Source organism: Paracoccus jeotgali (assembly GCF_002865605.1).
GTDB classification, from domain to species: domain Bacteria; phylum Pseudomonadota; class Alphaproteobacteria; order Rhodobacterales; family Rhodobacteraceae; genus Paracoccus; species Paracoccus jeotgali.
Map to the genome: position 1 here is coordinate 1,503,173 of NZ_CP025583.1, position 20,345 is coordinate 1,523,517.

The following is a 20,345-nucleotide window of genomic DNA, read 5'->3' on the forward strand; positions in this document are numbered from 1 at the left end:
GCCGCCCGCCCGGCACCGCCATGTGAAAGGATATCTCATGCCCGCCTATCGTTCTCGCACCTCGACCCATGGCCGCAACATGGCCGGCGCGCGCGGGTTGTGGCGCGCCACCGGCATGAAGGACGATGATTTCGGCAAGCCGATCATCGCCATCGTCAACAGCTTCACCCAGTTCGTGCCCGGACACGTCCACCTGAAGGATCTGGGCCAGCTGGTCGCGCGCGAGGTCGAGAAATCCGGCGGCGTGGCCAAGGAATTCAACACCATCGCCGTCGATGACGGCATCGCCATGGGCCATGACGGGATGCTGTATTCCCTGCCCTCGCGCGAGATCATCGCCGATTCGGTGGAATACATGGTCAACGCCCATTGCGCCGACGCGATGGTCTGCATCTCGAACTGCGACAAGATCACCCCCGGCATGCTGAACGCGGCCATGCGGCTGAACATCCCCGCGATCTTCGTCTCGGGCGGCCCGATGGAGGCCGGCAAGGTCGTGCTGCAGGACGGCAAGCTGCAATCGCTGGATCTGGTCGATGCGATGGTGGCCGCCGCCGATGACAGCATGAGCGATGCCGATGTGCTGGCGATCGAGCAGAATGCCTGCCCGACCTGCGGATCGTGTTCGGGCATGTTTACCGCGAACTCGATGAACTGCCTGACCGAGGCGCTTGGCCTGTCGCTGCCGGGCAACGGCTCGACGCTCGCCACCCATTCCGACCGTCAGCGTCTGTTCGAAGAGGCCGGGCAGCGCATCGTCGGGCTGGCGCGCCGCTGGTATGACCAGGATGACGCCAGCGTGTTGCCGCGCAACATCGCCAACCGCCGCGCGTTCGAAAACGCCATGTCGCTGGACATCGCGATGGGCGGGTCGACCAATACCGTGCTGCACATCCTCGCCGCCGCGCATGAGGGCGGGATCGACTTCGACCTGCAGGATATCGACGAATTGTCGCGCCGCGTGCCGTGCCTGTCCAAGGTCGCCCCCGCCAAGGAGGACGTCCATATGGAGGACGTCCACCGCGCCGGCGGCATCATGGCGATCCTCGGCCAGCTGGAACGGGGCGGGCTGATCCATCGCGACACGCCGACTGTTCACGCCGCCACATTGGGCGAGGCCATCGACCAATGGGACATCTCGCGCAGCACGGACGAGGCGGTGCATCGCTTCTATTCCGCCGCGCCGGGCGGGGTGCCGACGCAGACCGCGTTCTCGCAATCGCAGCGGTGGGAGTCGCTCGATCTCGACCGCAAGGACGGGATCATCCGTTCGGTCGAGGCGCCCTTTTCGGCCGATGGCGGGCTGGCGGTGCTGCGCGGCAACATCGCGCCCGACGGCTGCATCGTGAAGACGGCGGGGGTGGACGATTCGATCCTGACCTTCGCCGGCCCGGCGGTCGTCTATGAAAGCCAGGACGCGGCGGTCAGCGGCATCCTGACCGGCAAGGTCAAGGCCGGCGATGTCGTGGTGATCCGTTATGAAGGTCCGAAGGGCGGGCCGGGCATGCAAGAGATGCTGTATCCGACCAGTTACCTGAAATCCAAGGGTCTGGGCGCGGAATGTGCGCTGGTGACCGATGGCCGCTTTTCGGGCGGGACGTCGGGGCTGTCGATCGGCCATTGCTCGCCCGAGGCGGCGCAGCGCGGCGATATCGGGCTGGTCCGCAATGGCGACCGGATCGAGATCGACATCCCCAACCGCACCATCCACATCGCCGTCCCCGAGGATGAACTCGCCGCACGTCGCGCCGAACAGGACCGTCTGGGCTGGAAACCGGCCGAGCCGCGCAAGCGCAACGTGACCACCGCGCTGCGCGCCTACGCCACCTTTGCCGCCAGCGCCGACAAGGGCGCGGTGCGGGTGCTGCCGGAGTAAGAACTGATTGCCTCGCCCTCGGAGCCTTGGCGGCTGCGGGGGCGGGGCGGCTTCGGGGCAGGATCGCGCTGCGAGGCGCAAGCGGCGCAAGCTTGTCGACGCTGATGGCCGCTGGAGCGGTCTAGGGGCGACAGCGACTCCTGACGTTCAGGGTCACGGTCAACAACCACCCGCCTCGCTCACACCACCATATCATCCCGATGCACCAGGGCGGCGCGGGCGGCGTAGCCGAGCAGCGCGGCGATCTCGGTGCTGCGGTGGCCGGCGATGATGCGGGCTTCATCCGCGGTATAGCGGACCAGCCCGCGCGCCAGCGTGGCGCCGGACGGGCCGGTGATCGCCACCGGCTCGCCCCGGCCAAAGCGGCCCTCGACCCGCGTCACGCCCGCCGGCAGCAGGGATTTGCCGCTGTGCAGCGCCGCCTCGGCCCCGGCATCGACATGCAGTTCCCCGCGCGGCTTCATCGCCGCGATCCAGCGTTTGCGCGCCAGTTGCGGGTCGCCGTCGGGCAGGAACCACGTCACCCGCGCGCCCTTAGCGACCGCGCTGATCGGTCGCTGGACCGAGCCCTCGGCAATCGCCATCGCGCAGCCGCCGGCAACCGCGGTGCGCGCGGCCAGCAGCTTGGTCTTCATCCCGCCCCGCGACAGCCCCGAGATCGGATCGCCGCCCATCGCCTCGACCTCTGGCGTCAGATGCTCGACAACCGGCAGATGCACCGCGTCGGGCTCGGTCTTGGGGTTGGCGGTATACAGCCCGTCCACATCCGACAGCAGCAGCAGTTGATCGGCCCCCGCCGTGACCGCGATCTGCGCGGCCAGCCGGTCATTGTCGCCATAGCGCATCTCATCCGTGGCGACGGTGTCGTTTTCATTGACAATGGGCACCACGCCGGCGGCCAGCAGCGCCTGCATGGTCGCGCGGCTGTTCAGATAGCGGCGGCGGTCGGTGATGTCGTCGAGCGTCACGAGGATCTGCGCCGTGGTGACGCCGTGCGGCGCAAGCGCCTCTTCGTAGGCGCGGGCAAGGCGGATCTGCCCCACCGCCGCCGCCGCCTGCGCCTGTTCCAGCGCCAGCGCCCCCGGCGCCAGCCCCAGCACCCGCCGACCCAGCGCGATCGAGCCGGACGAGACGAGCACCACATCGGCCCCCCGCGCCCGCCACGCCGCGACATCGTCGCACAGCCCGCGCAGCCAGTCGACGCGCAGCCCCTCGGGCCCGACCAGCAGGGCCGAGCCGATCTTGACCACCAGCCGCCGGGCGGCCGCGATATCGGGTGTCAGGGCTGCCACCGGCCCGTCTCCTCGGTCTGGACATGGCGCGTGGGCGCGATCTGCACCCACAGCGCGCGCAGCACCTCGGTCAGCCCCTCATGGGTGACGCCCGACATCAACAGCACCGGCCCGTCCAGCGCCGCTTCGAGCGCCGCGCGGCCCTCGGCCAGATCGTCCGGGTCGACCGCGTCGATCTTGTTCAACGCGGTGACGCGGGGCTTGGCCATCAGCACCGGGGAATAGGCGGCCAGTTCGGTCAGCACGGTCTGCGCATCGCCCACCACATCGTCCGAGGTGGCGTCGATCAGATGCAGCAGCACCGCGCAGCGCTCGACATGACCCAGAAAGCGGTCGCCGATCCCGCGCCCCTCGCTGGCGCCCTCGATCAGGCCGGGAATATCGGCCATCACGAACTCGCGCCCGTCGATGCCCACGACGCCCAGATTGGGGTGCAGCGTGGTGAAGGGGTAGTCCGCGATCTTGGGCCGGGCGTTCGAGGTCGCGGCGAGGAAGGTCGATTTCCCGGCATTCGGCAGCCCCACCAGCCCCGCATCCGCGATCAGCTTGAGGCGCAGCCAGATCACGCGCTCAACCCCCGGCTGGCCCGGATTGGCGTTGCGCGGCGCGCGGTTGGTCGAGGATTTGAAGTGCAGGTTGCCAAAGCCGCCATTGCCGCCGCGCGCCAGCACGACGCGCTGCCCGACCTCGGTCATGTCGGCGATCACCGTCTCCTGATCCTCGTCGAGGATCTCTGTCCCGACCGGCACGCGCAGCACGATGTCCTCGCCCGAGGCGCCGGTCCGCTGCCGGCCCATCCCGTGCTGGCCGTTGCGGGCGAAGAAATGCTGCTGATAGCGGAAATCGATCAGCGTGTTCAGCCCCTCGACCGCCTCGACCACGACATCGCCGCCGCGCCCGCCATCGCCGCCGTCCGGGCCGCCGAACTCGATGAACTTCTCGCGCCGGAAGCTGACGGCACCCGCCCCCCCGCCGCCCGAGCGGATATGCACCTTGGCCAGATCGAGGAACTTCATCGCGGCACTCCTTTTGTCAGGCGGATACGCCGAAAACGCCCTCGGCTGCAAGCGTGGCAGGGCTTTGCGGCCCGGTTTCGCGCCCGTCGCGCGGCTTCGCGCGGGGCGGGCGCGCGCCGCGCCCCTTGGCATTCCCGCCGCAAGGCTTACATCAGCGCCATGAACGCACCGGTTTTCGACAACAGTTACGCCCGCCTGCCGCAGCGAATGTTTGCGCCGGTCCGGCCCATGGGCAGCCCCGATCCGCAACTTCTGGCGCTGAACGCGCCGCTGGCACAGCGTCTGGGGCTGGACCCGGACTGGCTGGCCGGACCCGAGGGGCTGGCGATGCTGTCGGGCAATGCGCTGCCGCCCGGCGCGGCGGGGATCGCGCAGGCCTATGCGGGCCAGCAATTCGGCCATCTCGTGCCGCAACTGGGCGATGGCCGCGCGCTGATGATCGGCGAGGTCGTGGCCCCGGACGGGGCGCGCTTCGATCTGCAACTGAAGGGCAGTGGTCCGACGCCGTTCTCGCGGCAGGGCGACGGGCTGTCATGGCTGGGGCCGGTGCTGCGCGAATATCTGGTCAGTGAGTTCATGGCCGCGGCCGGTGTGCCGACCACGCGCGCGCTGGCGGCGGTGGCGACCGGCGGCATCGTCCGGCGCGAAAGCCGCCTGCCGGGCGCGATCCTGACCCGCGTCGCGTCAAGCCATATCCGCGTCGGTACCTTTGAATATTTCGCCCTGCGCGGCGATTGCGAGGCGCTGCGCGCGCTGACCGAACACGCCGGGACGCGACATTTTCCGCAGGCCGAGACGCCTGCCGAGTTCCTCTCTGCCGTCGTCGCCGCGCAGGCGCGGCTGATCGCCTTGTGGATGGGGCTGGGGTTCGTCCACGGCGTGATGAACACCGACAACATGGCCGTGTCGGGCGAGACGATCGACTATGGGCCTTGCGCGTTTCTGGATGAATATCAGCCGGATAAGGTATTCTCCTCGATCGACCGGGGCGGGCGTTACGCCTATGACCAGCAGCCGCATGTGGCGGTGTGGAACCTCGCGCAGCTCGCCTCGTGCCTGATCCCGCTGCTGGATGAGGATGAGGACGCGGCGGTGGCCGAGGCCACGCGCATCGTCCACGCCTACCCCCAGTTGTTCGAGGTCGAGCGGGACCGCGTCTTCGCCGCCAAGCTGGGCCTGCAGCCGTCAGACACGGCGCGAAATCTGGTCGCGCGCCTGCTGGAGCAGATGGCCGAGGAGGCCGCCGACTTCACCCGCGTCTTTGCTGGGCTGTCGGACGGCAGCGCCCGCGCCCAATTCCGCGACACCGCCCGCTTTGACGTCTGGGAACAGGACTGGCGTGCCGCCGCCCCGGAGCAGGACATCATGTCCCGCGCCAATCCCCGCCGCATCCCGCGCAACCACCGCATCGAGGCGGCCATCGCGGCCGCAGTAGGCGGCGACACGGCCCCCTTCGACCGGCTACGTGCGGCCCTGAGCGACCCCTTCGCGGATCGCGAGGAATGGGACGATCTGGCCGCCGCCCCCCTTGCTTCCGAACGCGTAACCCGGACATTCTGCGGGACATGATCCTGCGCGTCGCCAGCTATAACCTGCACAAGTGCCAGGGCCTGACCGGCCCCCACGCGCCCGAGCGCAATCTGCAGGTCATCGCCGATCTGGCCCCCGACATCATCGCCCTGCAAGAGGTCGATTTCCGCTTTGGCGCCCGCCCCGAGGCCCTGCCCCGCGCGCTGATCCAGGACATGACCGGTCTGGTGCCGGTGCAGATGCGGACCACAGGCGAGACCTCGCTTGGCTGGCACGGTCAGCAGGTGCTGATGCGTCCCGATCTGGCCAGCAAGGCCACGACCCGTCGCCTGCCCCTGCCGGGGATCGAGCCGCGCGGCGCGCTGGCTGTCCGGGTGGCGGGGCTGACGCTGATCGGCGTGCATCTGGGGCTGGCGCGGTCGTCGCGGCGCGCGCAACTGGCCCGGCTGGCGGCCAAGGCGTCGCGGCTGGCGGGCGATGCGATCGTGCTGATGGGCGATTTCAACGAATGGCGCGGGGATCGCGGGCTGGAATCGCTGGAAGGGCTGCATGTGATCACGCCCGGTCCGTCCTATCCCGCGCCGATGCCGACGCTGCGGCTGGACCGGATGGCGTTTTCGTCGAGCGTCGAGGTCCTGCGCTGCGGTGTGGCTGACAGCGACCTTGCGCGGCAAGCCTCGGACCACCTGCCGATCTGGGCCGAAATCCGGCTGCGCGGCCGCAGTCACTGACGGACCCGCGCCGGGCAATTGCGGCTTTCACCGCCGGGCCGCCCCGGCTATATCCGACCCCAACCGCATCAGGAGGGGTTCCATGACCGCCATTATCGACATCTATGCCCGCGAAATTCTGGACAGCCGGGGCAACCCCACGGTCGAGGTCGACGTGCTGCTGGAAGACGGCACCATGGGCCGCGCGGCCGTGCCGTCAGGGGCCTCGACCGGCGCGCATGAGGCGGTCGAAAAGCGCGATGGCGACAAGCTGCGCTATATGGGCAAGGGCGTGCTCGACGCCATCGACAGCGTGAATGGCGAGATCGCCGAGCTGCTGGTGGGCGAGGACGCGACCGATCAGCGCGGTCTCGACGCCGCGATGTGCGAACTGGACGGGACCCCGAACAAGGGCCGGCTGGGCGCCAACGCCATCCTCGGCGTATCCCTCGCCGCCGCCAAGGCCGCCGCCGAGGCCTCGGCCCTGCCGCTCTACCGCTATGTCGGGGGGGCCTCGGCCCATATCCTGCCGGTGCCGATGATGAACATCATCAATGGCGGCGAACATGCCGACAACCCCATCGACATCCAGGAATTCATGATCATGCCGGTCAGCGCCGACAATATCCGCGAGGCCGTGCGGATGGGCGCCGAGATCTTCCACACGCTGAAGAAAGAGCTGTCGGAGGCCGGCCTCTCGACCGGCATCGGCGATGAGGGCGGGTTCGCCCCCAACCTCTCCTCGACCCGCGAAGCGCTCGATTTCGTGCTGCGCGCGGTGGAAAAGGCGGGCTACGCCCCCGGCGATGACATCATGCTGGCGCTCGATTGCGCATCGACCGAATATTTCCGCGATGGCAAATATGTCATGTCGGGTGAGGGCAAGACCCTGACCCCGGCTGAAAACGTGGATTATCTGGCCGCGCTCTGCGCCGATTACCCGATCCTGTCGATCGAGGATGGCTGCGCCGAGGACGACTGGGACGGCTGGAAGCTGCTGACCGACCGTCTGGGCAAGTCGGTGCAACTGGTCGGCGACGATCTGTTCGTCACTAACCCCGCCCGTCTCGCCGAAGGCATCCGCGCCGGCTGCGCCAACTCGCTGCTGGTCAAGGTCAACCAGATCGGCACCCTGACCGAAACCCTCGACGCAGTCGCTATGGCGACCCGCGCCGGCTATACCAGCGTCATGTCGCACCGGTCGGGCGAGACCGAGGATTCCACCATCGCCGATCTCGCGGTGGCGACGAATTGCGGCCAGATCAAGACCGGCTCGCTGGCCCGCTCGGACCGGCTGGCGAAATACAACCAGCTGATCCGGATCGAGGAAATGCTGGGCGATTCCGCCATCTACGCCGGCCGCTCGATCCTGCGCTGACCTTTGGACGCCGCGCCCGGCTGCGGGCGCGGCGTTTGAGTATTTAGGCAAAGAAGAAACCGGGCTTCTTCTTTGTCCAAATACTCATCCGGCCTCGGCCAGCCGTGCGACGTAACGGGCCAGCGTGTCGATCTCGACATTCACGCGGTCGCCCTCTTCGACGTCTCCCCAAGTCGTCACCTGGCGCGTGTGCGGGATCAGGTTGACGCCGAAGCGGTTGCCGTCGACCTCGTTCACGGTCAGCGACGTGCCGTTCAGCGCGACCGAGCCCTTGGGCGCAATGAAGCGGGCGAGATCGGGCGAGACCTCGAAGGTCAGGCGCAGACTGTCGCCCTCATGCTGCAGCCCCACCACCTCGGCGACGCCATCGACATGGCCGGAGACGATGTGGCCACCCAGTTCATCGCCCACCCGCAGCGCGCGTTCTAGATTGAGGCGCTGGCCGGTGGCCCAGTCGCCGGCGGTGGTCTTCGACAAGGTTTCGGCCGAGATATCGACGTCGAACCAGTCCTGCCCCGCCTCGCTTCCCTTGGCGACGACGGTCAGGCAGACCCCGTCGCAGGCGATCGAGGCGCCCAGATCGACATGGTCCATGTCATAGCCGGTCTGGATGCGTGCGCGCATGTCGCCGCGTTGCTCGATCTGCGTCACGGTGCCGATATCGGTGATGATGCCGGTGAACATGGGGCCTCCGCTCTGGGTCAGCAACCGATCTAGTCCGCGGCGGCCGGGCAGGCAAGTGGCGCGGCCGCCACAAGCCGTTGGCGACGAGCGTCTTCCCCCACAGGACGCTTCCCAAGTCACGGTCAAGCTGCAACAGATAGGGGTCAGACATATTCAGGTTGCGCCGCACATGAACCTTGCCACCTCTGTCAGCTGGGCGTCAGACCCGACGACGCAGGCGCCGGATATTCCGGCGGCGCAGCGGGTGTTTCTGTTGCTGCAAGGGCCGCATGGTCCCTTCTTCGACCGGCTGGGCAGGCTGCTGCGGGCGACCGGCGCCACGGTCTGGCGCGTGGCCTTCAACGCGGGTGATGCGTTCTTCTGGTCGGACCCCGATCACCTGCTGCGGTTCCAGCAGCCGGTTGCGGCGTGGCCCGAGGCGTTGGCACGCATCCTGAAGGAAAAGGGCGTGACCGACATCGTGCTGTATGGCGATGTCAGGCCCATCCACGCCGCGGCGAAGCAGGCGGCCGAGGCGCAGGGCCTGACGCTGCACATCTTCGAAGAGGGCTATTTGCGACCCTTCTGGATCAGCTATGAGCGCGGCGGCTCGAACGGGTTTTCTCGGCTGATGGGGTTCAGCCTGCCGCAGATGCACGCGGCCCTGCGCGGGCATCAGGCGGAAGTGCCGCGCCCGCCGGCGAACTGGGGCGATATGCGGCAGCACAAATTCTATGGCGCGCTTTATCATTTCCTCGTTCTGGTCGCGAATCGCCGCTTTCCGCATTTCCGCACCCATCGCGAGATCCCGGTCCGGCGCGAATTCGTGCTGAACCTGCGCCGCCTGCTGCTGTCGCCGCTGCTCGCGGTCGACAACGCCGTGCGCACCGCGCGCATCCGGCGCAGCGGGCATCCCTTTACGCTGGTGCTGATGCAGCTGGAACATGATGCTAGCTTTCGCGCCCATTCCGACTATCCCGACATGGCCGCCTTTACCGCCGAGGTGCTCGAGGCTTTCGCCGCCCATGCGCCGCGCCATCATCACCTGGTCTTCAAGGCCCATCCGCTGGATGACGGTCGCTCGCATCAGCGTCGCGACATCCGGCATAAGGCGGCGCAGCTCGGGATTCTGGACCGGATTCACCACGTGCCGGGCGGCAAGCTGGCGCCGCTGCTGGCGCAGGCGCGCTCGGTGGTGACGGTGAACTCGACGGCGGCGCAGCAGGCGCTGTGGCGGGGCCTGCCGGTCAAGGCGATGGGGCGCGCGGTCTATGACAAGCCGCAACTGGTCTCCGACCAGCCGCTGGCCGAGTTCCTGCTGCAGCCGCAGCGGCCGGACCCGGCGAAATACCGCAGCTATCGCGACTATCTGCTTGAGACCTGTCAGATCCCCGGAGGGTTCTATGCCGCCCGCGCACGCGCGCCGGCGCTGCGTCTGGTGGTCGATCTGATGCTGGCGCGCAACGATCCCTATGATTCGCTTGCCGACGGACATGGGACCGCACGGCAACAGCCCGGCTCGGATCGCCGCTAAGGGTGGGCTTGTGCTAGATAATCAGGCAAAGCCCCGCTAGTCTCCACGACAGCGCGCCGGCCGAGTCGGCAAACAGCAGGAGTGACACGTTTGACCGCCGTTGATGTTTCCGCCGCAGCCCGGCACCCTTTCCGCCATACCCTGATCCTCGCGCTGGTCGCCGTGACCGCGCTCGGCGCCTGCGGCCTGCCCCGCTCTGGCCCGAGCAAAAAGGAAATGCTGTCGGGGGCTGTCGAAAATGGCGGCGATGCGCATGTCATCTTTGTCAACAACCACGTCAACCGGACGGCGAATTTCCTGCCCTCCTACGGCTTCTCGCGCGAGTTTCTGCAGGCCGGCGTTGTCGGCGCGGACGAGATCCGGCCCGGCGACGTGCTGGGGCTGATGATCTGGGAAAACGTCGATGACGGGTTGCTGGTGGGTCTGGGTCAAAGCTCGACCCAGCTTCAGCAATTGCAGGTGGACAGCCAGGGCTTCATCTTCGTGCCCTATGCCGGGCGCATCCGCGCGGCCGGAAACTCGCCCGAGCAGCTGCGTCAGTTGATCACCGCACGGCTGGAAACCCAGACCCCGGACCCGCAGGTCAGCGTCACCCGCGTGGCAGGCGACGGGGCCACGGTCTCGATCATGGGCAAGGCCTTCGGCCAGGGCGTCTACCCGATCGAGCGGCCGACCCGGACGCTGTCGGCGATGCTGGCCAAGGCCGGCGGCGTCGCCATCGACCCCGAGGTGGCGACCATAACCGTCAAGCGCGGGCGCGAGACCGGCAAGGTCTGGCTGTCGGACCTGTATTTCAACCCCAGCTATGACATCGCGCTGCGCCCGGGCGACGTGATCCTGGTGGAAGAGGATCAGCGCAGCTTCACCGCCCTGGGCGCGCTAGGCCGGCAGACCAAGGTGCCGCTCGGCAGCGAGCAGATCAGCGCGCTGGAAGCCGTGGCGATGGTCGGCGGCCTGTCGACGCTGTCGGCTGACCCGACCGGCGTTTTCGTGCTGCGTGACGAGCCGTCGCAGGTGGCGTCGGCCGTGCTGGGGCAGCCGGTGTCGGGCACGCAGCGCATGGCCTATGTGCTGGACCTGACGCGGCCGAACGGGCTGTTCCTGTCGCGCGACTTCATGATCCGCGACGACGACACGATCTATGTGACCGAGGCGCCTTACGTCCGCTGGCAGAAGATCCTCGGCGCGATCACCGGCAGTGCCAACTCTGCCCGCGCGCTGGCGGCGACGACCGGGATTGACTGACCCCACGGACCTAGGGTCCGACGAGGCCGCGCCCCGGCCGCTTTACGTCTTCAACGGTGGCCTGCTGCGCGGACGGGTGCGGCGCATTCTTGAGCTGTCGGGCTGGTCGCCACGTCTGGGTTTGCCCGGTCGCGATGATGCGGTCGGCATCTGGGGCGCGGCCGGCACGGCATGGCGCGGGCGCGCGATCGCGGCGCGGCGCGGGGCGGGGCTGGTGCATATCGAAGATGCCTTCCTGCGCTCGATCCTGCCGGGGCGGGCGCGGGGGCGGTTGGCGCGGCGCGGGCCGGTGGGGCTGGTGGTCGATCCGGTGGGGCTGCATTTCGATCCCACCCGGCCGTCGCTGATCGAGACGCTGGTGAGTTCGGGCCGGGCCGCGGGTTTCGAGGCCGAGGCGCGGCAGGCGATGGCCCGGCTGATCGCTGCAGATCTGTCGAAATACAACGCCCACCTGCCCGACGCGCCGGCCCCGCCCCCGATCATGTGCTGGTCATCGACCAGACCGCCGGTGATGCGGCACTGATGGGCGCGGGCCGGGCCGCGTTCCTGCACATGCTGGATACCGCCCGCGCCGAGCATCCGGGCGCGCAGATCGTCATTCGCAGCCATCCCGAAACCGCGCGCGGCCTGCGCCCCGGCCATTTTTCCCCCGCCGATCTGCGGCCGGGCGAGGTGTTTTGCGACGCCCCCCTCTCGCCCTGGCGGCTGCTGGCGCAGGCGCGGGCGGTCTATGCCATGTCCTCGCAACTGGGATACGAGGCGATGCTGGCCGGCCACCGGCCGCGAGTCTTCGGGCAGCCCTTCTATGCCGGCTGGGGTCTCAGCGAGGATGAGCAGCCGGTGCCGCGCCGGGGCCGCGCCAGCATCGAAACACTGTTCGCCGCCTCGCATCTGCTGGCGCCGGTCTGGTATGATCCCTGCGCCGACCGGCTGACGGATTTTGAAGGCGCGCTTCGCCAGATCGAGGCAGAGGTAAAGGCTTGGCGGCAGGATCATCACGGCCATGTCGCCCATGGCATGCGGCTGTGGAAGCGCCGCCACGTCAGCCAGTTCTTCGGCCAGGCCGCCCCGGTTCGCTTCAGGGCGCGGGGAAACGTCCCGACGATCGCCTGGGCGGGAAAGGCCGACGAAGTCATCGGGTTCGACGGGCTGCGGATCGAGGACGGGTTTCTGCGCTCGCGCGGGCTGGGGGCCGCCTTGGTCCCGCCGCTGTCACTGGTCGCGGATGATCTTGGGATCTATTACGACCCGACCCGCCCCTCGCGTTTCGAGGCGCTGATGGCGGCGCCGCTGCCGCCGGCGGGCGCGGCGCGGGCGGCGGCCTTGCGGCAAGCGCTGATCGCGGCGCGGCTGACGAAATACAGCCTCGGCGGCGGTGGTGCGTTGCCGCCGCGCGACGGACGGCGGCGGATCCTGGTGCCGGGGCAGGTCGAGGATGACGCCTCGATCCGGCTCGGCGCGGGGGTCGAGCGGTCGAACCTAGACCTACTGAAACGGGTTCGCCGCGAGAACCCCGAGGCCATGCTGATCTACAAGCCGCATCCGGATGTCGAGGCCGGCCTGCGGCGCGGCAGTATTCCGGAAGCAGAACTGAACCGGCTGGCCGATCACGTCGCCACGCAGGCGGACCCGCTGGCCCTGCTGGCCGATGTCGATGAGGTCTGGACCATCACCTCGACCCTCGGGTTCGAGGCGCTGCTGCGCGGCGTGCCGGTCACGACGCTTGGCGCGCCCTTCTATGCCGGTTGGGGGCTGACGCGGGATCTGGGGCCGGTGCCCGCGCGTCGGCAGGCAAGGCCGGGGCTGGATGCGCTGACCCATGCCGCGTTGATCGCCTATCCGCGTTATTTCGACCCGGTGAGCCGCCTGCCCTGCCCGCCCGAGATCGCCGTTCTGCGGCTGAGCGGCGCGGCGGCTGTCGCGCAGCGCCCGGCGCTGCGGCTGTTGGCGAAACTGCAGGGAGCGTTGGCCGGACATGACTGGATCTGGCGGCGCTGACCGCGCCGCCAGATCGCTTTGATGACGGACGGGCCGTCAGCCCGTCCGCCGCCGGATCACTCCCCGGCGCATTCCTTGATCTTGGCCAGATCCGGCCCGCTCGGCGTGCGGCCCAGGTTGAACGGCGCCGAGGCGTCGCGCCACTTGGCGTAGTCATCGACATAGCTCAGCATCGAGGCATAGACCTTGGCCGAGGTCGGGTTCGCGCAGGCCACCTCGACGATGGTTTCGTTGGCCATGGTCTGGATGTTATCCAGCGTCTCATCGTCCAGACGGGTGATGTTGATGCCCTTGTCCTGGAACGTCTGATACGCCTCGGTCGCGCGCTTTTCGGTGTTGGCCAGCGACCACAGCATGGTGGCGTCGGCCGCGACCTTCAGCTTTTCCTGCGTCTCGGGGCTGAGCGCGTCCCACGACGCCTTGTTGATCATCACCCCGAAGACCGACGACGACTGATGCCAACCCGGCGTCGACCAGTGCTTGGTCACCTGATCGAAACCGCCCGACAGATCGACGTTGGGAGTCGAGAACTCGGCTCCGTCGATGACGCCGCGCTCGAGCGACTGGTAGATCTCGCCACCGGCCATCGAGACCTGGCTGCCGCCCAGTTTTTCCAGCAGCTTGCCCTGTTCAAGTCCCGAAACGCGCAGACGCATGCCTTTCAGGTCGTCGGTCGTCTCGATCGGCTTGTCGACGGTGCGGAAGCCGGATTCGTTGTTGGTCACGCCGTAGGGCAGATAGACCATGCCGAACTTGCCATAGACCTCGTTATAGATGTCGGCGCCGCCCCAGGCCTTGATCCAGTTGACGTAGTCGACGGCGTTGAACAGGCTCGCCGTCGTCGCCAGCGGCGAGAAGGCCGCGTCGCGTCCGGCCCAATAGCCCGGCCAGTCGGCGCCGGCCTGAATCGTGCCCGATTCGACCGCGCCGAACACCTCGCCCGCCGGCACCAGCGCGCCGCCTTCGAAGAATTCGATGGTTAGCTCCTCGTCGGGGATCAGCGCATTGGCGATCTCGACGAAGTGCTTGTCGATCTCGATCAGCTCGAGCGAGGACGGCCAGGTCGAGGTCATGGTCCAGTTGTCGGCCAGCGCGGGTCCAGCCAGGATCGTCGTTGCGGCAAGAATGGTCAGGGTCGTCTTCATGAAAGTTCCTCCTCAGGTCAGCTTCGATACAGGGTGTCAGGCAGCCAGGTGACGAGTTGCGGGAAGAATACGATCAAACCGCACATCAACAGGACCATGACGATAAACGGGATGACACCGCGAATGATGTCCCCGGTCGAGATGTCAGGGGGCGAGATCGCCCGCATGTAGAACAGTGCATAGCCGAAGGGCGGCGACAGGAAGCTGGTCTGCAGCACCACCGCCATCAGCACCACGAACCACAGCGGGCTGACGCCCATTTCGGCCACGATGGGCAGAAAGATCGGGAAGCACAGGAGCACGATGCCGGTCCAGTCAAGGAACATGCCCAGGATGAAGACCGTGACCAGCATCACCACCAGCAGCGTGTTCGGGTCCTCGGCCAGCCCGCGGATCAGGTTCTGCGTCGCGGTCAACCCGCCGGTGATGTTGAAGACGCCGGTAAAGGCGGTGGCGCCCACGACGATGAACAGGATCATCGCCGAGGTGCGGCCGGTCTCCAGAAACGCGCTGTAGAAATTCGCCCAGGTAAAGCGGCGGCGACCAATGACGATCAGCAGCGCCAGCATTGCGCCGATGGCCGACGCCTCGGTCGCGGTCGCCACCCCCATCAGCATCGAGCCGAGAATCCCCAGGATCAGGATCAGCGGCGGCACGGCCTCGACGACCAGCATCCGCCACATCGCGCCGCGCCCGATCTGTTCGGATTCGAGCATGCGCGGCGCGAGGTCAGGCCGCACCACCGCCACGATGAAGACATAGATCCCATACATCAGCCCCAGCAGGATGCCGGGGATCATGGCGCCCGCGAACAGCTCGCCCACCGACAGGCCCGGCGCATAGGACGCCATCAGGATCAGCATGATCGAAGGCGGGATCAGGATGCCAAGGCAGCCCGAGGCCCCGATCAGCCCCGTCGTCAGCCGCTTGTCATAGCCGTATTGCAGCATCGGCTTCAGCGCCATCACGCCCATCACCGTGATCGAGGCGCCGATGATGCCGGTCGTGGCCGCCAGCAGGATCGAGATGAACACGACCGCCAGACCCAGACCCCCGCGCACATTGGCCATCAGGTGACGCAGCGCCTCGAACATCTTGTCGGTGACGCCGCTGTCGGACAGGAACCGCGCCATCAGCACGAACAGCGGAATCGCGATCAGCGTGTAATTGTCCAGCACATCGCCGAAGATCCGGTTGATGGTGATGCCCAGGACCATGGGCTTGCCGGCGATGAAGGCGCCCAGAACCGCCGTCCCGCCCAGCACGAAGGCAAGCGGGTGGCCCATGAACAGGCCCAGAACCAGCAGCGCGGCCATGATCAGCGCGATCGCCTCGCCGCCGATGCCGGGCACCGCCATCCAGCCCAGCACCGGGTTCAGCGCCCCGATGGCGCCGTTGATGAAGTCAGTGAACATCCAGCGGCTCCAGCGGTTCAAGGTGGTCGGTGCGCAGGATCAGCTTGAGCAGCTCGGCGACGCCCTGGATCAGCAGCAGCGTCGCCGCGACCCCCATCGCCAGCTTCAACGGATAGACCGGCAGCTGCACCGCCCCATAGGTCCGCTCTCCCTGATCCAGCGCGCGCAGGGCGAACTGCCAACTATACAGGGTGAATACGATGCTGAAGGGCAGGAAGAACAGGATATAGCCCAGGATTTCGACCCAGCGGCGCACGCGCGGCCCAAGCTGCGCGGTCAGCAGGTCGACACGCACATGCGCCTGATGCCGCAGCGCATAGCCACCGAGCATGACGAAATAGAAGCCATACATCATCTTGGTGACGTCAAAGGCCCAGGGCGTCGGTGCCAGCATCACGTAACGCATGAAGACGTCATAGATGATGATGGCCGCGAACACACCGGCCAGCAGTGACACGACGCGGCCGACCGCCTCGTTCACCCAGTCGATAAGCGAGATCAAAAGCCGCTCTCCCCGTTTTATTTTTTTGAGACTGTCGGTATTTAGGGGCTGTCTGTCAATGGCATGCCACAGATTGCGTTAACGCGCGGTGAAGGCCAGTATCGATTGACGAGGCTGAAGGAGCAGTCATGTTGAGAAATATGGGCGACCCCGTCGCGACCCGAAACGCCTTCCGCTGGGACATCCCCGAACGCTTCAACCTCGGCGCGGCGATCTGCGACCGCTGGGCCGCGACCAAGCCCGAGCGTCTGGCGATCCTCGACGTCACCCCCGGACGCCCGCCGCGCGAATGCAGCTTTGGCAGCTTGTCGGAACAGGCGAACCGGCTGTCGAACGGGCTGGCGAGCCTCGGCGTGGGCCGTCAGGGCGAGGTCGGCGACCGGGTCGGCGTGCTGCTCGCGCAATCCATCGAGACCGCTGTGGCGCATGTCGCCGTGACGCGGATGGGCTGCATCTCGATCCCGCTCTTCACACTCTTCGGGGATGAGGCGCTGCTGCACCGCCTGCGCGATTCGGGCGCCCGTGCCGTCATCACCGACGCCGCAGGCGCCGCGCGCCTGTCCGCGCTGCGGGACCACCTGCCCGATCTGCGGCATATCGTCTCGATCGACGGCGAGGACGAGAACGCCATCGGGATGGACGCGCTCTGCAACTCGCAATCGCCCGAATATGAGGCTTTTCCGACGCTTGCCGACGATCCCGCGATCCTCATCTACACCTCGGGCACCACCGGCAACCCCAAGGGCGCGCTGCACGCCCACCGCGTCCTGCTGGGCCACCTGCCCGGTGTGGAGATGAGCCACGATTTCCTGCCCCAGCCCGGCGACCAGGTCTGGACGCCGGCCGACTGGGCGTGGATCGGCGGGCTGCTGGATGTGCTGATGCCCGCGCTTTACCACGGCGTCCCGGTCGTCGCCTGCCGCTTTCCGAAATTCACCGCCGAGGCGGCCTTTGCCCTGATGCGCGATCACGGCGTGCGCAACGCCTTCCTGCCGCCCACCGCGCTCAAGATGATGCGTGCCTGGCCCGAGGCAGCGCAACATCCGCTCTCGCTGCGTTCGGTGGCGAGCGGGGGTGAGACCTTGGGATCAGAACTGCTGAACTGGGGCCAGCAGGTGCTGGGCGCGACGATCAACGAATTCTACGGCCAGACCGAGTGCAACATGGTCGTCTCGGCGTGCGCGGCGCTGGAACCGCCGGTGCCGGGCAGCATGGGCCGCGCCGTGCCGGGTCACGAGGTCGAGATCATCGACCCCGACAGCGGCCGCGTCCTGCCGCCCGAGACCGAAGGCGTGATCGGCGTGCGCGCCCCGGACCCGGTGATGTTTCTGGGATATTGGAACAACCCGCAGGCAACGCAGGACAAATTCATCGAAGGCCCCGAGGGGCGCTGGCTGCTGACCGGCGATATGGGCCGCAAGGATCGGGACGGGCGGCTGTATTTTGTGGGCCGCGATGATGACGTGATCAGCTCCGCCGGCTACCGCATCGGCCCCGCCGAGATCGAGGATTGCCTGCTCGGTCATCCCGCGGTCCGGCAGGCGGGTGTGGTCGGCAAGCCCGACCCGCTGCGCGGCCACATCGTCGCGGCCTATGTCGTGCTGAATCAGGGCTTTGCCCCCAGCGACGCGCTGGCGTCCGAAATCGCCGCGCATGTCAAAACCCGTCTGGCGGCGCATGAATATCCGCGCCTCGTGCGCTTCATCGACGAGATGCCGATGACCACCACCGGCAAAGTCATCCGCAGGGCCCTGCGCGAATGGGCCGTCAAGGAAGGGGCGTGACATCATGACCGAGGACTCGATCCTGTTCGACCGCAAGGGGGCGGTCGCGACCATCACCCTGAACCGCCCCGCCCGCCGCAACGCCATCGACGCGGCCACCGGCGACGAGTTGCGGCAGGCGGTCGAACGCTTCGCCACCGACCCCGATCTGCGCGTCGCCATCCTCGCCGCGACCGGGCCGGTCTTCTGCGCCGGCATGGACCTGAAGGCCTTTGTCGAGGGCGAGGCCGAAGAGATCCTCTTCGGCGAGGGCCGGCTGGGCGGTTTTGTCAGCCGCGTGGTCCCGAAGCCAATGATCGCCGCGGTCCAGGGCCCGGCCCTCGCCGGCGGGTTCGAGCTTGTGCTGGCCTGCGACCTGGTGGTTGCGTCCCGCGACGCGCGTTTCGGCCTGCCGGAAGCTCGTATCGGCCTTGTCGCCGGCGCGGGCGGCGCGTTCCGCCTGGGGCAGATGCTGCCGCGCGCGCTGGCGACCGAGATGCTGCTGACCGGCGCGCCGATCAGCGCCGAGCAGGCGCAGGCGCATGGGCTGGTGAGCCGGCTGACCGACGCCGATCCGCTGCCCGAGGCGATGGAGCTGGCGCAGCAGATCGCCGCCAACGCGCCCCTCTCGCTTGCCGCGAGCCTCGAGCTGTCGCGCGCCGCCAGCCGGCTACATGACGAGGGCTGTTGGGCGCTGAACGATCGCCTGCTGCGGCGGCTGGTCGACAGCCGCGACGCCGTCGAGGGTGCGCGCGCCTTTGCCGAGCGCCGCGCGCCGGTCTGGCAGGGCGATTAACCCCTAGCCGCCGTCGCGCGACCAGATCTGGCACAGATCCGGCCCGACCCGAAACGCCCGCCTGAACTGCAGCCGGGGCCCCTGCGCAAGACCTGTCAGCCCAAGCGCCGCTACCGCCGCGGCCCCGTCGCCGCCCAGCACCATGCCGGCGCTGTAGATCACCAGATCATCGACCAGATCCGCCGCCAGCAGCTGCGCCGCCAACCCGCCGCCGCCCTCGCAGAGCACGCGGGTGATCCCGTGCGCGGCGAGATCGCGCAGGATGTCCTGAACCGGGCCGGAGGCGCGCAAGATCGGCCCGAAATCCTCCCCCTCCGGCGGCAGATCGGGCAACTCGCCGCTCGAGACGATCACCCGCACCGGCTGACGACGTGGTCCGAAACCGCGCACATTCAGCGAGGGGCGATCGGCCCGCGCTGTTCCCCCGCCCACCATGATTGCATCATGCCGCAGCCTGAGCAGATGGGTATGCTGTCTCGCGGCCGGGCCAGTGATCCACTGGCTTTCGCCGCTCGCGGTGGCGATCCGACCGTCGAGGCTGCAGGCAAGCTTCAGCGTCACCATCGGCCGCGCCTCTGTCACCCGCAGCAGGAAACCGCGCTGCAGATGCCGCGCCTCTGCCGACAGCACATCCTCGGTCACCTCGATCCCCGCCGCCCGCAGCATCGCGTGACCCTGCCCGGCGGTGCGCGGGTCGGGATCAGTCAGCGCGGTGACCACGCGGGCCACACCGGCCTTGATCAGCGCATTCGCGCAAGGCGGGGTGCGCCCCTCATGCGCGCAAGGCTCCAGCGTGACATAAGCGGTGGCGCCACGAGCCGCCTCCCCGGCCTGATCCAGCGCCATCCGCTCGGCATGGGGCCGACCGCCCGTCTGCGTCCAGCCGCGCCCGACGATCCGTCCATCCCTGACCAGCACGCTGCCCACCGCGGGGTTCGGCCAGACATTGCCCAGCCCACGCTGCGCCAACCGCAACGCGTGCGCCATATGGCGCCGGTCCTGCGGCTCACTCACGCCGTATCAGGTCCCGGAGGGCGCAGTTCGGAAACGAACTTGTCAAAATCCCCGGCATCCTGAAAATTCTTGTAGACGCTGGCGAAGCGGACATAGGCGACATTGTCGATCCGCGCCAAGGTCTCCATCACGATCTCGCCGATCACCTTTGAAGGGATGTCGGTCTCGCCCATGCTTTCGAGCCTGCGAACGATACCCGAGATGATCTGATCGATCCGCTCGGCGTCGATGGGGCGTTTCTGCATGGCGATGCGGATCGAGCGGGCCATCTTGTCGCGGTCAAAATCCTCGCGCCGGCCATTGGTCTTGACCACGACCAGATCGCGCAATTGAACGCGCTCGTAGGTGGTAAAGCGGCCGCTGCATCCGGGGCAGAACCGGCGACGCCGGATGGCGGCGTTTTCCTCGGCCGGGCGAGAATCCTTGACCTGCGTATCGGCGTTTCCGCAAAACGGACAGCGCATTGCC

16 protein-coding genes and 1 pseudogene are annotated in these 20,345 nt (G+C 67.8%); 9 read left to right on the top strand and 8 right to left on the bottom strand.

The genetic code is table 11. From position 1 onward, the window contains the following. Nucleotides 1-37: 37 nt before the first annotated feature. A complete protein-coding gene (gene ilvD / locus CYR75_RS07390; RefSeq protein ID WP_101499465.1) occupies nucleotides 38-1,876 on the top strand; it encodes a dihydroxy-acid dehydratase in 1,839 nt (612 codons plus the stop codon). Between the two features lie 179 nt (nucleotides 1,877-2,055). Here the strand turns inward: ilvD and proB are convergent, their stop codons facing one another. Further along, complete coding sequence (gene proB / locus CYR75_RS07395) at nucleotides 2,056-3,168, bottom strand: glutamate 5-kinase (RefSeq protein WP_101499466.1); 1,113 nt, start codon at nucleotides 3,166-3,168, stop codon at nucleotides 2,056-2,058. Beyond that, entirely contained in the window at nucleotides 3,156-4,184 is a 1,029-nt protein-coding gene (gene obgE / locus CYR75_RS07400) for a GTPase ObgE (protein WP_101499467.1), read from the bottom strand. Before obgE ends, proB begins: the two co-directional genes overlap by 13 nt. A 159-nt stretch (nucleotides 4,185-4,343) precedes the next feature. On the opposite strand from obgE, the gene CYR75_RS07405 reads away from it, so the two are divergent. The 3 genes from CYR75_RS07405 to eno all read left to right on the top strand — a co-directional run bounded on the left by CYR75_RS07405 (nucleotide 4,344) and on the right by eno (nucleotide 7,802). Beyond that, complete coding sequence (locus tag CYR75_RS07405; RefSeq protein WP_101499468.1) at nucleotides 4,344-5,753, top strand: protein adenylyltransferase SelO; 1,410 nt, start codon at nucleotides 4,344-4,346, stop codon at nucleotides 5,751-5,753. Further along, a complete protein-coding gene (locus tag CYR75_RS07410; protein WP_101499469.1) occupies nucleotides 5,750-6,445 on the top strand; it encodes an endonuclease/exonuclease/phosphatase family protein in 696 nt (231 codons plus the stop codon). Before CYR75_RS07405 ends, CYR75_RS07410 begins: the two co-directional genes overlap by 4 nt. 82 nt (nucleotides 6,446-6,527) lie before the next feature. Then, the gene (eno, locus tag CYR75_RS07415; protein ID WP_101499470.1) at nucleotides 6,528-7,802 is read left to right on the top strand and encodes a phosphopyruvate hydratase; all 1,275 of its coding nucleotides are present in this window, start codon (nucleotides 6,528-6,530) and stop codon (nucleotides 7,800-7,802) included. Nucleotides 7,803-7,886: 84 nt separating this feature from the next. Here the strand turns inward: eno and CYR75_RS07420 are convergent, their stop codons facing one another. After that, entirely contained in the window at nucleotides 7,887-8,486 is a 600-nt protein-coding gene (locus CYR75_RS07420; protein ID WP_101499471.1) for a riboflavin synthase, read from the bottom strand. A gap of 169 nt (nucleotides 8,487-8,655) precedes the next feature. Between CYR75_RS07420 and CYR75_RS07425 the strand changes: the two genes are divergently transcribed. From CYR75_RS07425 to CYR75_RS07435, 3 genes and pseudogenes are all read left to right on the top strand, one after another. Further along, nucleotides 8,656-9,999, top strand: coding sequence for a capsule biosynthesis protein (locus CYR75_RS07425; RefSeq protein WP_101499472.1), 1,344 nt, complete (start codon nucleotides 8,656-8,658; stop codon nucleotides 9,997-9,999). 90 nt (nucleotides 10,000-10,089) lie between these two features. Next, on the top strand, nucleotides 10,090-11,244 hold the full coding sequence (locus CYR75_RS07430; RefSeq protein ID WP_225972894.1) for a polysaccharide biosynthesis/export family protein: 1,155 nt from the start codon (nucleotides 10,090-10,092) through the stop codon (nucleotides 11,242-11,244). Then, a pseudogene (locus CYR75_RS07435) lies at nucleotides 11,237-13,242 on the top strand (capsular polysaccharide biosynthesis protein). The gene CYR75_RS07430 and the pseudogene CYR75_RS07435 overlap by 8 nt, the downstream one beginning before the upstream one ends. 56 nt (nucleotides 13,243-13,298) lie before the next feature. On the opposite strand, the gene dctP reads toward CYR75_RS07435, so the two are convergent. The 3 genes from dctP to CYR75_RS07450 form a co-directional block, all read right to left on the bottom strand. After that, entirely contained in the window at nucleotides 13,299-14,387 is a 1,089-nt protein-coding gene (gene dctP, locus CYR75_RS07440; RefSeq protein ID WP_101499473.1) for a TRAP transporter substrate-binding protein DctP, read from the bottom strand. Nucleotides 14,388-14,404: 17 nt separating this feature from the next. Further along, the gene (locus CYR75_RS07445) at nucleotides 14,405-15,703 is read right to left on the bottom strand and encodes a TRAP transporter large permease (RefSeq protein WP_101500932.1); all 1,299 of its coding nucleotides are present in this window, start codon (nucleotides 15,701-15,703) and stop codon (nucleotides 14,405-14,407) included. A gap of 88 nt (nucleotides 15,704-15,791) precedes the next feature. Then, nucleotides 15,792-16,304, bottom strand: coding sequence for a TRAP transporter small permease subunit (locus tag CYR75_RS07450; protein ID WP_225972895.1), 513 nt, complete (start codon nucleotides 16,302-16,304; stop codon nucleotides 15,792-15,794). A gap of 128 nt (nucleotides 16,305-16,432) precedes the next feature. Here CYR75_RS07450 and CYR75_RS07455 point away from each other — a divergent pair, with 128 nt between their 5' ends. Both CYR75_RS07455 and CYR75_RS07460 read left to right on the top strand, forming a co-directional pair. Beyond that, the gene (locus CYR75_RS07455) at nucleotides 16,433-18,088 is read left to right on the top strand and encodes an acyl-CoA synthetase (protein ID WP_101499475.1); all 1,656 of its coding nucleotides are present in this window, start codon (nucleotides 16,433-16,435) and stop codon (nucleotides 18,086-18,088) included. Nucleotides 18,089-18,092: 4 nt separating this feature from the next. Beyond that, entirely contained in the window at nucleotides 18,093-18,863 is a 771-nt protein-coding gene (locus tag CYR75_RS07460; protein ID WP_101499476.1) for an enoyl-CoA hydratase-related protein, read from the top strand. A gap of 3 nt (nucleotides 18,864-18,866) precedes the next feature. On the opposite strand, the gene ribD is transcribed toward CYR75_RS07460, so the two are convergent. Beyond that, nucleotides 18,867-19,850, bottom strand: a complete 984-nt coding sequence (gene ribD / locus CYR75_RS07465) for a bifunctional diaminohydroxyphosphoribosylaminopyrimidine deaminase/5-amino-6-(5-phosphoribosylamino)uracil reductase RibD (protein WP_101499477.1) — start codon at nucleotides 19,848-19,850, stop codon at nucleotides 18,867-18,869. Between the two features lie 23 nt (nucleotides 19,851-19,873). After that, nucleotides 19,874-20,341 carry a transcriptional regulator NrdR gene (nrdR, locus tag CYR75_RS07470; RefSeq protein WP_101499478.1) on the bottom strand — a complete coding sequence of 156 codons (468 nt, stop codon included), beginning with the start codon at nucleotides 20,339-20,341 and terminating at the stop codon, nucleotides 19,874-19,876. Nucleotides 20,342-20,345 lie beyond the last annotated feature (4 nt).